14 protein-coding genes and 1 other annotated feature are annotated in these 15,347 nt (G+C 41.4%); all 14 genes read right to left on the reverse strand.

Going from position 1 to position 15,347, the window contains the following annotated elements; translation table 11 throughout:
• Nucleotides 1-40 precede the first annotated feature (40 nt).
• The 14 genes from leuB to EO112_RS03705 all read right to left on the reverse strand — a co-directional run bounded on the left by leuB (nucleotide 41) and on the right by EO112_RS03705 (nucleotide 15,246).
• The gene (gene leuB / locus EO112_RS03640) at nucleotides 41-1,114 is read right to left on the reverse strand and encodes a 3-isopropylmalate dehydrogenase (protein ID WP_009352939.1); all 1,074 of its coding nucleotides are present in this window, start codon (nucleotides 1,112-1,114) and stop codon (nucleotides 41-43) included.
• 4 nt (nucleotides 1,115-1,118) lie between these two features.
• Nucleotides 1,119-1,613 carry a 3-isopropylmalate dehydratase small subunit gene (locus EO112_RS03645; RefSeq protein ID WP_009352818.1) on the reverse strand — a complete coding sequence of 165 codons (495 nt, stop codon included), beginning with the start codon at nucleotides 1,611-1,613 and terminating at the stop codon, nucleotides 1,119-1,121.
• 1 nt (nucleotide 1,614) lies between these two features.
• On the reverse strand, nucleotides 1,615-2,880 hold the full coding sequence (gene leuC / locus EO112_RS03650) for a 3-isopropylmalate dehydratase large subunit (RefSeq protein ID WP_127162957.1): 1,266 nt from the start codon (nucleotides 2,878-2,880) through the stop codon (nucleotides 1,615-1,617).
• Nucleotides 2,881-2,884: 4 nt separating this feature from the next.
• Nucleotides 2,885-4,423, reverse strand: a complete 1,539-nt coding sequence (locus tag EO112_RS03655) for a 2-isopropylmalate synthase (RefSeq protein ID WP_127162959.1) — start codon at nucleotides 4,421-4,423, stop codon at nucleotides 2,885-2,887.
• A 331-nt stretch (nucleotides 4,424-4,754) separates the two neighbouring features.
• Nucleotides 4,755-4,955 (reverse strand) — a binding site (T-box leader).
• Between the two features lie 178 nt (nucleotides 4,956-5,133).
• Entirely contained in the window at nucleotides 5,134-6,744 is a 1,611-nt protein-coding gene (locus EO112_RS03660; protein WP_009352983.1) for a CTP synthase, read from the reverse strand.
• A 31-nt stretch (nucleotides 6,745-6,775) separates the two neighbouring features.
• Nucleotides 6,776-8,440 (reverse strand): arginine--tRNA ligase, encoded by a 1,665-nt coding sequence (gene argS, locus EO112_RS03665; RefSeq protein WP_127162961.1) that lies wholly within the window; start codon nucleotides 8,438-8,440, stop codon nucleotides 6,776-6,778.
• The gene (locus tag EO112_RS03670; protein WP_127162963.1) at nucleotides 8,406-8,864 is read right to left on the reverse strand and encodes a DUF1934 domain-containing protein; all 459 of its coding nucleotides are present in this window, start codon (nucleotides 8,862-8,864) and stop codon (nucleotides 8,406-8,408) included. The genes argS and EO112_RS03670 overlap by 35 nt, the downstream gene beginning before the upstream one ends.
• Nucleotides 8,865-8,900: 36 nt before the next feature.
• Complete coding sequence (locus EO112_RS03675; protein WP_127162965.1) at nucleotides 8,901-9,173, reverse strand: GIY-YIG nuclease family protein; 273 nt, start codon at nucleotides 9,171-9,173, stop codon at nucleotides 8,901-8,903.
• 1 nt (nucleotide 9,174) lies between these two features.
• Nucleotides 9,175-9,801, reverse strand: coding sequence for a peptidylprolyl isomerase (locus tag EO112_RS03680; RefSeq protein ID WP_009352896.1), 627 nt, complete (start codon nucleotides 9,799-9,801; stop codon nucleotides 9,175-9,177).
• Nucleotides 9,802-9,910: 109 nt separating this feature from the next.
• Nucleotides 9,911-10,405, reverse strand: a complete 495-nt coding sequence (locus EO112_RS03685) for a pyridoxamine 5'-phosphate oxidase family protein (protein ID WP_127162967.1) — start codon at nucleotides 10,403-10,405, stop codon at nucleotides 9,911-9,913.
• A gap of 504 nt (nucleotides 10,406-10,909) precedes the next feature.
• Nucleotides 10,910-11,221, reverse strand: coding sequence for a PepSY domain-containing protein (locus EO112_RS03690; protein WP_127162969.1), 312 nt, complete (start codon nucleotides 11,219-11,221; stop codon nucleotides 10,910-10,912).
• A gap of 1,068 nt (nucleotides 11,222-12,289) precedes the next feature.
• Nucleotides 12,290-12,964 carry an energy-coupling factor transporter transmembrane protein EcfT gene (locus tag EO112_RS03695; protein ID WP_127162971.1) on the reverse strand — a complete coding sequence of 225 codons (675 nt, stop codon included), beginning with the start codon at nucleotides 12,962-12,964 and terminating at the stop codon, nucleotides 12,290-12,292.
• Nucleotides 12,965-12,971: 7 nt separating this feature from the next.
• Nucleotides 12,972-13,778, reverse strand: a complete 807-nt coding sequence (locus EO112_RS03700) for an energy-coupling factor ABC transporter ATP-binding protein (RefSeq protein ID WP_127162973.1) — start codon at nucleotides 13,776-13,778, stop codon at nucleotides 12,972-12,974.
• Between the two features lies 1 nt (nucleotide 13,779).
• Nucleotides 13,780-15,246, reverse strand: a complete 1,467-nt coding sequence (locus EO112_RS03705; protein WP_127162975.1) for an energy-coupling factor ABC transporter ATP-binding protein — start codon at nucleotides 15,244-15,246, stop codon at nucleotides 13,780-13,782.
• Nucleotides 15,247-15,347 lie beyond the last annotated feature (101 nt).

Genomic DNA, 15,347 nt, shown 5'->3' on the forward strand with positions numbered 1-15,347 from the left:
AGTGTGCCGCGATTTTTTATACCTTATATACTCTTACATCTTATCCTAAGTGCGCTATGACAGCGTCAGTCATGCCTTGTGTATTCACTTTCGTGAATCCTTCACGGTACATATCACCTGTGCGATAGCCCGCATCAAGAACGGCTGTCACTGCTTGTTCGATGGAATCTGCTACTTCTGGCAAGTCCAAGGAGTAACGACACATCATAGCAGCAGACAAAATCGTACCTAATGGATTGGCAATGCCTTGTCCTGCAATATCCGGTGCCGATCCATGGATTGGTTCATACAAGGAAGTACCTGTACCAATGGAAGCAGATGGCAATAAACCAAGAGATCCAGAGATAACAGCCCCTTCATCGCTCAAGATATCTCCAAATAAGTTCGTTGTCACTAGGACATCAAATTGACCTGGGTTTGTTACCAATTGCATAGCTGTGTTATCTACATAGTAGTAATCCATATTGATATCTGGATTCGCTTCTGCTTTTTCTTTCGCAATTTTTCTCCATAAACGAGAAGACGCCAATACATTAGCTTTATCTACGCTCACCACTTTGCCAGATCGTTTACGAGCTGTTTCCACAGCTACATCCATGATGCGTTCTACTTCATAACGAGCATAGGTCTCTTTGTCCCAAGCAAACTCTGTTGGGCCTTCCCCTTGTGCTTCTTCCCGTTCCCCAAAATAGATGCCGCCTGTTAATTCACGAACGATGACAAAGTCAACGCTTTCTACCAATTCTGGTTTCAACGGAGAAAATTCACGCAATGCTGGATAGATTTTCACTGGGCGCAAGTTACAGAACAAGCCCAATGCTTTGCGTAAACCAAGGATGGCTTTTTCTGGGCGGATGGACGGATCTACATCATCCCATTTAGGGCCGCCTACAGCACCTAATAATACAGCATCTGCTGCTTGGCATGCATCGATGGTATCTTGTGGCAATGGTTCACCGAAGGCATCGATGGCCGCACCACCTGCTTTTTTCTCAATCCAGTTTGCTGTTACACCAGCTTTGGCAAAGGCTGCATCCACCACAGCGCGTGCCGAATTTGTTATCTCTTCCCCAATGCCGTCACCAGCAATTAGGACAATTTGTTTTTCACTCATCATATTACTCCTGTCTTGTTTTTGCAAAATTCACCAGTCCACCTGCTTTGGCAATATTTTGCACAAATTGTGGTAGTGCCGTTCCTTGATAGCTTTCACCAGTTGTCACATTATGGACAACACCTGTGGCCATTTCCACAGCGATTTCGTGACCTTCTTGAATGCGGTCTACTGCATCACCAATTTCGATTACTGGTAAACCGATGTTGATAGCATTGCGGAAAAAGATACGAGCAAAGCTATCTGCTACGATGCAAGAAATACCTTTTTCTTTAATCACTGCTGGCGCATGTTCACGAGAGGAACCACAACCAAAGTTTTTACCAGCCACCATAATTTCACCAGCTTTCACATTCGGTGCAAAAGTCGTATCAATGTCTTCCATAGCATGTTCTGCTAATTCCGCCATATCCGCGATTGCCAAATAGCGTGCTGGGATGATTACGTCTGTATCTACATTGTCGCCGTAGCGCCAAATTGTTCCTTGAAAGTCTGCCATATTATACCTCCTCAGGGCTTGCTAAATACCCTGCTACTGCACTTGCTGCCGCCACATAGGGACTTGCCAAATATACTTCACTGTCCACGTGTCCCATACGACCACGGAAGTTACGGTTTGTCGTAGACACGGTACGCTCTCCCTCTGCCATGATACCCATGTAACCACCTAAGCAAGGACCACATGTTGGCGTACTTACAGCACAGCCTGCTTCGATGAAGATATCCATTAAGCCTGCTTTCACAGCTTGGTTATATACATCTTGGGACCCTGGGATCACGATGCAACGCACGAAGTCCGCTACCTTGCGACCTTTAAAAATTTCTGCGCACATTTCTAAATCTTCAAAGCGTCCATTCGTACAAGAACCGATGATAACTTGGTCGATTTGAATGCGGTCTTCTTTCACAATGTCTTTCATGTAATGTGTATTGGAAGGAAGATGTGGGTATGCTACCACTGGTGTTAATTCGTCCAATTGGATGGTCACTACTTGGCAATAGTCTGCATCTTCGTCTGCTGCAATCGGTTCGATAGGGCGTGTGATGCGACCTTGGATATACTCCTCTGTCACTGCATCGTATGGGAATACGCCACATTTACCGCCTGCTTCAATGGCCATGTTACAGATGGTCAAACGGTCTGCCATCGTCATGTATTGCACGCCAGTTCCATGGAACTCAAGGGCTTTATAACGTGCTCCATCCACACCGATTTTACCGATTAAGTCCAACACAATATCTTTACCGGAAATCCATTTGGCAGGTTTCCCTTCTAACACGACTTTGATCGTTTCTGGCACTTTGAACCAAGTTTTACCTTCTGCCATAGCAACCCCAGCATCTGTAGAACCAACGCCGGTAGCAAACGCATTCAATGCACCGTACGTACAAGTGTGAGAGTCGGCGCCGATGATCATTTCCCCTGGTCCAATCAAACCTTGTTCTGGCAACAATACGTGCTCAATCCCCATACGGCCTACTTCAAAATAGTGAGTGATCTTATGTTCTCGTACGAAATCACGCATCACTTTGGCTTGTGTAGCGGATTTAATATCTTTATTCGGTGTAAAATGGTCCGGTACTAAGTAGATACGGTCTGCATCGAATACAGGCTTACCGATTTTTTCAAACTCTTTTTTCGCTGGCGGAAATGTAATATCGTTCATTAAGATGAAATCTAATTGACACTCGATCATTTGACCTGCTTTTACTTCTGCTAGCCCTGCGTGACGAGCCATATTTTTTTCTGTTATGGTCATACCCATGACATTAACCCTCCTGGTTTCCAAACTCTTGTTCTAATTCTTTTGCTAAATAAATGGCATTCACTGCGTTGATATAGGCGTTTACACTAGATTTTACGATATCTGTGCTCACCCCACGGCCTTGGAATCTGCGGCCATTATAGTTGACTTTCACAACCGCCTCACCAAGGGCATCCTTACCCACTGTTACGGAACGGATTTGGAAATCTTCCAATACAAATGGTGTGTTCACTAACCGTTCGATAGCTCTGAAAGAAGCATCTACTGGACCATCACCAACAGCGGCGTCCATGCGTTCCCCACTCGGTGTTAATACACGAATGCTGGCAAGAACGTATCCATTTTGATCGGAATGGTAATCATGTTGTACCACGTGGAATGCTTGTTCGTGATGCATAGTATCCATCACCAAAGCGTAGATATCTTCATCGTAGACTTGTTTTTTCTTATCTGCTAAGGCTTTGAATTGAACGAACAACTCATTAACTCGTTCTTCTTCTAACTGAAAGCCTAAATTCACTAGATGATCTTCAAAGGCATGACGACCAGAATGTTTACCTAATACGATGGACGTTTTTTCTGCCCCTACGCTAGCCGGTGTCATGATTTCATAGGTAGTTGGATTATTCAACATACCATGTTGATGAATACCAGACTCATGAGCGAAAGCATTCGCTCCGACGATAGCTTTATTAGGAGATACGGCAACTCCACAAAGTTTGCTCACCAATTTGCTGGTACGAGTAAATAGTGATGTGTTGATGTGTACATCAAATGGATAGTGGTCATGACGTGTTTTAACGGCCATTACTACTTCTTCGATAGCCACATTACCAGCTCGTTCTCCTAAGCCATTCATAGTACATTCTACTTGACGAGCCCCAGCTTCGATAGCTGCCAACGTATTGGCATTCGCAAGACCTAAGTCATTGTGACAATGTACACTGATGATTGCTTTTTCGATACCTTTCGTATGCTCTTTAATGTAGCGAATACGATTGCCAAACTCTTCTGGAGTCATATACCCTACTGTATCTGGCACATTCAAGATAGAAGCTCCACCTTCGATAGCCACTTCAAAGACACGGCATAAATAATCTAAATCTGTACGAGATGCATCTTCTGCGGAGAACTCGATTTCATCAAATTTACCTTTCGCAAACTCAAGGATATGTTTCACTATCGCTAGTACTTCTTCACGAGTTTTCTTTAATTTGTATTCTAGGTGAATATCGCTAGTAGCAATAAACACATGAAGACGACTCCGCTCTGCACTAGCTAGCGCCTCTGCTGCTTTTGTCACGTCATTTTCGTTGGATCGAGCAAGGGCTGCGATCGTACATCCACGTACCTCTCTCGCAATCGTAGATACTGCTTCAAAGTCGCCTTCTGATGCAGCTGGGAACCCCGCTTCTATAACATCTAATCCAAGACGCACAAGAGCTTGTGCAATTTCTACTTTTTCTGGTGTTTGAAGGGACACACCTGGTGTTTGTTCCCCATCACGTAGTGTAGTATCAAAAAAATAAATTCTGTTGTCCATGATGATTCCTCTTTCTAAAAATAAAAAATCGCCCCCAGAGATGACTATGCATCCCTAGGGGCGTTATATGTAGCGTATTGGTTTCATAGAGGTTTTTACATTTTACATACTATAGTTTTAGTAGTACTACATCACAGATTTTTCTCTATCTTGTGTATCGGTTTGTTCACGACCAACCGCATATTCTACTGCTAGTAAGCTATGCTTACAACTATCAGAACATTCTAATAGAGTCTACTTGTACTGTATACCTTATACAGATCTCATCGTAAAATGTAAGAAACACTAATCAACCTATGATACAAAAAAGCCCCTCAATGTGCAACGCACATCAAGGGGCATTATCATTTCAATAACACGGTCCCACCCTAGTTGGTTCTCACAGTTATAACGGAACTACCGTCGATGACTACTTGATTTCACCATCGCTGCTCACAGGGGAGTTTCAATATAACCGTTCTACTACTTCGCACCAACCAGTAGCTCTCTGAAAGCAACTAACTATATCTTTATACCTGTTCATCGCATTTGCTTTATGTAACTGAAAACTATTCTATAGCATTTCCAGCCGCTTGTCAATAGACTAATGTGTTTTTCATTTAAGTGTGTACACAATACGAATAAATTCTGTTATATAGTACAAAAGGACTGCACCCAGAATCTATTGTATTCTCGTTACAGTCCTTTCTATATTACATACTCACTATGTCTTATTTTTTATTTTCGATGGCCGCTTTCACGAATCCTTTGAACAACGGATGTGCATTGTTTGGACGAGATTTCAATTCTGGGTGGAATTGTACGCCTACGAACCAAGGATGATCAGCTACTTCAACGCATTCTACTAGACGATTGTCAGGGGATGTACCAGAGATAATCAAACCTGCATCTGTCAATTGTTGACGATAGGCATTGTTGAATTCCCAACGATGACGATGACGCTCGTAAATCAAGTCTTCGCCGTATGCTTCATGCACTTTTGTACCAGGTACTGTTTTACATGGGTATACGCCAAGACGCATTGTACCGCCTTTTTCATCTACATCTACTTGGTCATCCATTAAGTCGATGACAGGGAACTGGCAACTTTCATCAAATTCTGTGGAAGTAGCGCCTTTCATATCTAAAACGGAACGAGCAAATTCCATCACAGATGTTTGCATGCCCAAGCAAATGCCAAGGAACGGCACTTTGTGCTCACGAGCATATTGGATAGTAGAAATTTTACCTTCTACACCACGGCAACCAAAACCGCCTGGTACTAAGATACCATCTACATCTTTATATACTTCGGCTAAATCAGTACCTTCAGCTTCTACCGCTTCAGAATCAACCCATTTAATGTTCACTTTTGTATCTTCTACGATACCTGCATGACCCAACGCTTCTGCTACAGAAATGTACGCATCATGTAATGCTACGTATTTACCAACAAGAGCGATGGTAATTTCTTGTTTAGGATGTAAGATTTTATGAACCATTTCTTTCCATTCTGTCATATCTGCAGGACGATCTTCTAGGTTCAATTTGCGTACAACAATGCTGTCTAATCCTTCATCTTGCATCATCAAAGGCACTTCATAGATCGTGCTGCAAGTGCGGTTTTCCACGATAGCATCTGGATCCACGTCACAGAATAATGCCAATTTATCTTTCATTTCACGGGAAATTTCTTTTTCCGTACGGCATACAATGATATCTGGTTGAATACCGATGCCACGAAGTTCTTTTACGCTATGTTGTGTTGGTTTTGTTTTCAACTCACCAGCTGCACTAATATATGGTACCAATGTTACGTGGATATATAACACATCATCACGGTTCACTTCTTTTTTCACTTGGCGGATAGCTTCCAAGAACGGTAAGCTTTCAATATCACCTACAGTACCGCCGATTTCTGTAATTACCACATCAGCATTGTCTTCTTTACCTACACGGAACACAGCATTTTTGATTTCATTCGTAATGTGAGGGATAACTTGCACAGTAGAGCCAAGATATTCACCTTTACGTTCTTTATTGATCACAGACCAATACACTTTACCAGCTGTAATATTGGATGTTTTACCTAAGTTAATGTCGATGAAACGTTCATAGTGGCCTAAATCTAGGTCAGTTTCTGCACCGTCGTCAGTGACGAACACTTCACCATGTTGATAGGGACTCATTGTACCTGGGTCAATATTAATATATGGATCAAATTTTTGAATTGTCACCTTATATCCACGGTTTTTCAACAAACGTCCCAAGGATGCTGCAGTAATGCCTTTACCTAATGATGATACGACGCCACCTGTTACGAAAATATACTTTGTTGACATGATGCCTCCCTAATAAATTATGCGCTTCTGATTACATTTTTTCAGGAGCAGAAATACCTAAGATACCAAGACCATGTTGTAATACATGTGCTGTTGCCGTAATCAAGCCTAATCGAGCTTGTTGCAATTCTGGTTCAACGCCCATGATACGACCTTGTTTATAGAAGGAATGGAATAGACTTGCTACATCGTACAAGTATTTAGCGATACGATGTGGTGCTTTATTATTAGCAGATAGTTGAATTTCTTCTGGATAAGCCGCTAATTTTTTAATCAATTCCACTTCTTGTTCACTTTGCAATGCTGTGAAAGATGTATTTGCCCAGTCGCCATAGGCAATACCCGCTTCTTTTACTTGCCCAAAAATACTATGAATACGAGCATGTGCATACTGGATGTAGTACACTGGATTGTCGTTAGATTTAGAGGATGCCAAGTTGATGTCGAAGTCCAATTGACTATCTAAGGAGCGCATCAAGAAGAAGTATCTTGCTGCATCCACTCCTACGTCTTCAATCAATTCATCCAAAGTTATGGTTTCACCAGTACGTTTGGACATTTTTACAAGTTCCCCATCACGGTATAAGAATACCATTTGTAATAACAGAACTTCTAACTTATCTGGATTGAATCCAAGCGCTTCCATCGCTGCTTTTACACGAGCAATATAACCATGATGGTCAGCACCCCAAATGTTAATTAATTGTTTGTAACCACGTTCGTATTTATCTTTGTGGTACGCAATATCTGCGGCTAAGTATGTTGGCTCTCCATTGTCACGGATAACTACACGGTCTTTGTCATCTCCATATTGCATAGATGCCAACCAGTAAGCCCCATCTTTTTCATACATTCCGCCAGATTCTAATAACTGATTCACCAATGTGCGAATCTCACCGCTTTTATGCAAACTACGTTCGCTAAACCAACGATCAAACCCTACGCGGAAATTACGTAATGTTTTGCGTAATCCATTTAATTTTTCTGTTAAAGCAAATTCTTTAAAGAATGGAACACGCTCTTCTTCTGGAAGTACTGCAAAGAAATCGCCTCTCCAGTTAATCAATTCCTGCGCTGTATCGATGACATCTTGACCACGATAGCCAGACTCAGGGAACTCATGTTTCATATCTAATAGTTCTAAATAACGAGCATTCACAGAGGCCGCTAAGTTATCGATTTGCTTACCTGCATCATTAATGTAATATTCAGCAAACACATTATATCCAGCTGCACGCATTAAATTTACCAAGGCACTACCATAGGCAGCACCACGACCATGGCCTACATGTAACAAACCAGTTGGGTTTGCACTAACATACTCGATTTGCACAGTATCTTCTTCACGAAGTGGTGCATTACCGTATGTTTCACCAGCTGTTAATATATTTTTTAAAGTATCGTAAATCACATCAGAGGCTAGGAAGAAATTAATAAATCCCGCACCTGCTACTTCTGCGCGCGTTAACCAATCATAATTCATATGGGAAATGATCGTTTCCGCAATAGCACGTGGGTTGGATTTCGCTATCCGTGCAGATTGCATAGCAATATTCGTAGAAAAATCGCCAAATTCTTTCTGCGGTGGCACTTCCAAATGTGCCTCTGGATAGGTACCTTCTGGTAATTCTCCTTGTTCTAAAGCTATCTGCAAAGCATCCTTAATGGCTGCCTTCAAAACTTCTTTCATGTCCATAATGTACATCCTCCCGTATCTCTACATATAGCTGGTTGTAAAATTGCCATTCACCACCAACAGAGATATCATATCCTAAACAAATATGGCCCTTGCCATCTTTCAAATCTATATCTAATTCATGTGTTAGCATAGCTAGTTCTACCGCCCCATATGGCGTTTCCAAACTTGCAATGTTAGTCTTCCCCAGTTGATATTCATGGCGCATAGAAAATTCACCAGTTCTTAGGAGTACCACCGAATCCTTATAGGCTTTAATGGTTGTTTTTGTATTCCCCAAACCAGTGACTTCACTTTCATCATAAATGATGTGTTTCGCCAAGGCTGTTTCATAATACTTACCAGAGGATACTAATTCCACCACCGTATCTTCTCCATCCGCATCACGTTGCGTACTTTTCACGGACACAATGACTCGTTTCATTAGCATTCCTCCTCTCGTATTCACGCACTATCTGTATCATTTCATTATATCACAATTTGCCGCAATGAGGGCATCTTTTTGGGCCCGTTCCATGCGCTTTACTTGCTGTTCCATGGATTGAGCATCTTGCTTTCTACTGAAAGCTGTGCTCCATACCAAAGTGACCGGTCTTCGACCTCGTGTATACTTGGCGCCCCCTTTAATTTCACCATTATGGGCTCGTATGCGTTTTTCTAAATCCGTAGTCCATCCCGTATAGAGAGAGCCATCTGCACAGCGCACCATATAGGTATAAAATTTTTCTTCCATCTTATTCACCAGCTGGGATTGGTGCTAAATCAACAGACTGAATCACCACTGGTTCTTTCGGAGTATCCCGTTTATCTCTCGGCACACGACTGATTGCTTCCACTACATCCATACCCTGCACAACCACTCCGAAGATGGTATGCTTATTATCTAACCAAGGTGTTGGTGCCACTGTAATAAAGAACTGAGCATTCCCTGTATTAGGGCCTGCATTAGCCATCGCCAAGATCCCCATTTTATTAAAGTGTAAATCATTGCTTACTTCATCAGGAATTGTATATCCAGGACCACCTTTTTTATTATCTCCACCTTGGATCATGAATCCATCGATAACACGGTGAAAGGTTAAATTATTGTAATATCCTTGCTCAATTAAACTTTTAAAGTTTTTCACAGTAATAGGGGCCTTACTACCATACAGACGCACTTTGATATCGCCTTTATTCGTATGAATCGTAGCATATTCATCAGCAATTGGCGTCGCATCAAAGCTAGGCATTTTTGTTTCTACTTTCACTTCTTTCCCTACTTCAGATTTTGCTTGCTGAGCTGCGTCAGTACCACAAGCAGCCGTCACTACTAACGTTGCTCCTAATAGCGCACTCAGTAAGATACGTTGTATATTCATTAATTGTTGTCTCCATTTCTAAAATAAAGACCGCCGTTAGATGAAACCTCTAACGGCGGTCTTTATTTATTATATCATACTTGACGCAGATGTGCAAAAAGAATCTACCCTATCTCGCCAAGACTTGGCGAATATAATAGCCACGTGTTCGCAAGGAACCATTCAAGTAAACAATCTCATTCGATTTCACACGAATCAAATACAATGCATCATCACGGTCTAATAATTTTTCCATACCAATTTCTGTTAGTACCTTAGCATACTCTTCATCATCAGGGCCTAGCACCGTTGCTACACCTTGAATCTGAACACTCTTCGCCGTACCTGGACCCTCATAAGGATCGAACACAGTAAGAGATACGTTTTTATCTTCTTCTAAGTGAAAGAATTTCTCACCACCTTCAGAGAAAATATCAATGTATCCACCATGTACCGTATACGATAATGGAGTGCAACGGACACCTGTTTCACTATGCGTCGACAAAGCACACGTATGATGGGCTTTCAAAAAATCAACAATCTCAATATGCAATTCACGTGGGTCCATCTTTCTTGCAGTTTTATCCTTCTCTGTCCAAAAAGAAGCTGCTACTTTATAATCCATCAATTCTCCTTTCAACCCCTGCACGAACTTACCTCATTCTATTATAGCACTAACAGCCATGTCCATTTCAAGTACTTGCAGAATAATTTTGAAAGTTATTATTAAAAACTTGCTCGACCAAAGTAAATACGATACATTCGAAGTAAACTTAGCAAAGTGCAAGTTTGCATATCACCCCACACCTTGAGGAGCATAGTTAAGCGTAGCAGCCTTGTGGCGTTCCTTTACTACCTAAATCACACAAACGCAAGAAGAGCACGGTGTGCTCCAAATAAACTAAGGTAATGTCACGTTCATTTATATCATAATTACACCTATCCTAAAAGAGCACGGCATGTTCCTGAAGAAACATTATGAAATACCGTTTCTGAAGGAATGTGCCGTGCTCTTTATTTGCTTTATATAGTATTGTTTGAACGTGACAATCATCAACAGGAGAGCATCGTGCTCTTCCCTTTATCTTATTAAAAACACCACAGGCTGCATAGCAAAACAAGAGACGACTTAGTCACGATCATATTTCACGCGATAAATCTCACCCGTAGCCGCATCAATTTTTACATCTACTTCTTCGTATCCACGGAAGCCTTCAATTTCATAATGAGGGCGACCATAGTCCACATCAAAATCAACATCTTTAATTTTATAATCTGGATATTGTGCCTTAAAAATTTCCACTGCACGATCATAGCTAATCGCTGCTTGCGCTTGCACCGGTGTATATTTACTGAAAGCCGCTTGTGTTGGCACAGCCGCTGCAAATAAACCTGCACCTATCACAACTGCTAACGCTAATTGTTTCATTACTTTGTTCATAGTATGCTCCTCAATAAACGAAACTTATCTTTTATATCGATATATTTCTATATCCTATAATATTAGTATATCTTAGATGCAAATAGAACGTCAAATATAACCATAGATCGTTCTACGCTAAATTTGCATAGTTATAAACTATAACAAAATAAACAACACAATCTCCTCCCTAAGAAACGCAGTTTAGGCGTAGCAGCCTTGCGACGTCCTTTACTACCTTATTAAAACAAATGCAAGAAGAGCACGATCTCCCCCAAATAAACTGAGTTAATGTCACGTTCATTTATATCATAATTACACCTATCCTAAAAGAGCACGGCATGTTCCTGAAGAAACATTATGAAATACCGTTTCTGAAGGAATGTGCCGTGCTCTTTGTTGGCTTTATACAGTATTGTTTGAACGTGACAATCATCAACAGGAAAGCATCGTGCTCTTCCCTTTATCGTATTCAGTTACGAACGCCATAGGCTACATAGCCAAGCAAGAGACGATTGTAATATACCTATAAACTATGCTATACTAAAGATAAGAAAAGAAGAGCCGATAACGTGCAGCTAGCGTTAGGCTCATCTCTAGGAATTAAAAATTAGAAATAGCCTAACGTGTAAAGGTATCGCAGACCTTATACGTTAGGCTTTTTCATTGTCTACTTAAGTAGATCAATGAGCTGAATTGCTAAACTAGCAATAGAAATCATCAAGGAGATTTTTTCATACTTAGTCATAGCAATCACCTCCTCCCATATTAGGAAGAGATGAGCCTAACAACACGTCGTCGACTCTAAATTTATTATACTATAAAGCTCCTCATATCGTTAATATTTCTCAAAAAATATACCCTTTTCTAAAAGAACCGCCGTTACGAGTAGTAGCCTTGTGGCGTTCCCTTAACTACCTAAATCACACAAACACAAGAAGAGCACGGCATGTTCCGGAGCAAACCTAACCACTGTATCAGTTTGCGGAGGAATATGCCGTGCTCTTCCCTTATGCTAATTAAGAACGCCACAGGCTACATAGCGGAACTAGTGACGCCCCACAGGCTATATAGCATCACCAGTGACCCTTATAGTACGATGTAATGTATCACAGCATATGTGATGCCCAACATAACAAGAACTGCCACATAATCAATGCCTTGCAAGCTCACTTTCCGCATAAATGTATGTTGCTGATTTCCAAAACCTCGAAGTTCCAAGGACAATGCCATTGTCTCCGAACGGCTCAACGACTTCAACATCAACGGTTGAATGACCGTCATGTAAGATTTTATCTTTGTCAGCCAATTACCTTCTAACGACATACCCCGACAGGCCTGTGCTTCTTGCACCGCTTTACTTTCACGTAAAAAGTCTGGTACAAAGCGTAAAGCCGCTGTAAACATAAAGGCATACGCATAGGGGATACGACATTGTTGTACAAGAGCCACTGTTAAATCTTGTGTTTTTGTTGTTACAATGAGCATCATAAAGATGGTGGTCATCGTCAACATACGCAAAGCTGTTACAATCGCGGAGTCCACGGACCAGCTACCCAAGTACTGTACGATACCTAAGAACGCAGAAAACCCGATTAAGGCGAATAATGCTTTCCATTGACGCAACAAGATACCACCAATCAGCATTACCAACAATTCTACTCCAAATAATGCTAACAATAGTTCCGGAGTTTTCATAGCAATGGCTAAGATGGACACGAAGATTGTTGCCCAAATTTTTGTTAATGGTACAAATTTCATCAGTCTCCTCCTATCCTTTCACATACTCTGCATAGCGCAGTTCAAACTCTTTCATAGATTTGCAATACCCTAAGGCTGGTACTGTTTCACTAAGCACTACACTCGGAGGTTTTGTCAAACCTAACTCTAATAGATCATCTCGTTTTGTAAATAATTCTTCCGGGGATCCATCGAAGGCTTTTGTGCCATATCCCATAATGATCACTCGTGTAGAATATTCCGCCATAATTTCCATATCATGGGTAATGAGTAATATGGTCAAACCTTGGGCTTGCAATTCTTGTAACAACACAAGTAAACCTTTTGTTTCTGTTCCATCTTGTCCACTAGTAGGTTCGTCAAGAATCAACAGTTTAGACTGCATCGCTAACGCTGAGGCAATCGCTACTCGTTGCTTTTCTCCACGGCGTAAGCCTAATGGATAGGATTCTGCTAAATGGGAAATACCTACTCGTTCTAGAGCATCTTGTACGATGCGATCTACCGTTGCTTTGTCGTATCCCAACTGTTCAGGACCAAATGCCACCTCTTCTGCCACAGTCTGGCGGAACATTTGGCGATCTGGTTGTTGAAATACATAGCCAATAAAACGTCCTCTTTCAGAGGTAGGCATATTCGTAATATCTTGGCCGTCGTAAGAAATCTTACCTTCTACAGGTGTTTCCAAACCCACTAATAAACGGGTCACAGTGGTTTTTCCACAACCATTTCGACCACCTAATGTGATGAACTCACCATTCCCAATTGTGAAAGTTACATCTTTCATAATATCTTGTCCCGGTACGTAGGAAAAGCGCAGATTTTCAACTTGTAACATATTAGCGTTCTCCTTTCATAAGACTAGACTTCGCAGATGCTAAAGACAACCATGGGGTATCTAAAGCAATCCCTTTTGCTGCTAAGGATTTATAAGTCACAAATAAGGATGGCAATGCATCTACGTATGTATTCGTATCATACATATAAGACAATACATTTTCTACAGAGCTGTCGATTTTTAGCTCCCCACCATCGATTAATACCATACGATTTGCATATGGTAAGACAGCACGTAAATCATGGTCAATAACCACAACGGTAATACCATGGTCATGATTCAAGGAACCTACTAAGCGATATAACTCTTCTGTGCCTTCTGGATCTAAAGAACTAGTCGGTTCATCTAAGACTAAAATGGATGGGTTGACCGCTAATACAGAGGCAATGGCCAACCGTTGACGTTGTCCTCCAGACAAGCTGTACACATTGCGGTCTTCCAATCCAGTTAAGCCTACTTGTTCTAATACGATGGCTGTACGCTCTTGAATCGCCTCCGCTGTATAACCACGATTTTCAAGGGCAAAGGCTACTTCCTCTGCCACCGTCATGGTCACTAGTTGTGTATCATAGTCGGCTAAGACGATACCGATATCATCTGCTACATCTGGAATTTCTAATTGCGTCACTGCTTTTCCATTGATGAATACCATGCCTTCCATGGTACCACCATAGAACTTCGGTACAGCTCCTGCCATAGCCATGCAAATGGTAGATTTACCACAGCCTGCTGGGCCTGTAATGACAAGGAAATCTCCTTCGTTCACCACTAAGTTAATATCTTTCACGGCATACTGCGTTTGATTCCCATAGCGATAACTCATATGCTCGATAACAATCGGTGCTTTCACAGACGGTACAATATGTAAATCACTGTGATCACTGCTGTCCGTCAATTCTTGCCCTTTCACAGTTTGACGAGCCAATAATTTTTGCGCTGGAATGTACAAGAATGGTGCCACTACCGCATTACAAAGGGATACCATCAACACCAATGGCCACATAGCATTCCAATACACATTGCTAGGCAATCCTAACACGAGATATAAGCAAGTAATAAAAGCTCCACCAGATGCTACAGTACTGATGAAAGCACTTAAAATCGGCATTACATTTAGCCTACCAATTTTCAGATTAGAAATATAATGCACTAACACGGCACAAGTGAAAGCCCCCAAAGGCTCACTAATCAGGTTACCATATGGCAATGCCGATTTTGACGTGAATACATTAATCAAGGCCGCTACCAAACCAATACCTAAACTTTGTCTAAGGGTTGGACGCGTTAAGTTGATAGCTACGCAATAAGTAGCTATAGTCCAGTTCGGTGTGACCCCTGCCACACTTGGGGATACAGCATGTAAAATCGTTCCCAAAGCTAGCATGATGGTACTCACCGTTATCCAACGAAACTGACCACCTTGTACATGCGTGTAAGTCAGTTTCGACACATCTTTGATTTCTTTCATACGTTCCTCCCTATCATCTTCTATATCACTTGTATCGTATATTCTAAAATACAATTATACTATTTTTTTACGATTCATGCTATCACTAGGATAATATTTAT

The organism is Veillonella sp. VA141, from assembly GCF_003992175.1.
Classification (GTDB): domain Bacteria; phylum Bacillota; class Negativicutes; order Veillonellales; family Veillonellaceae; genus F0422.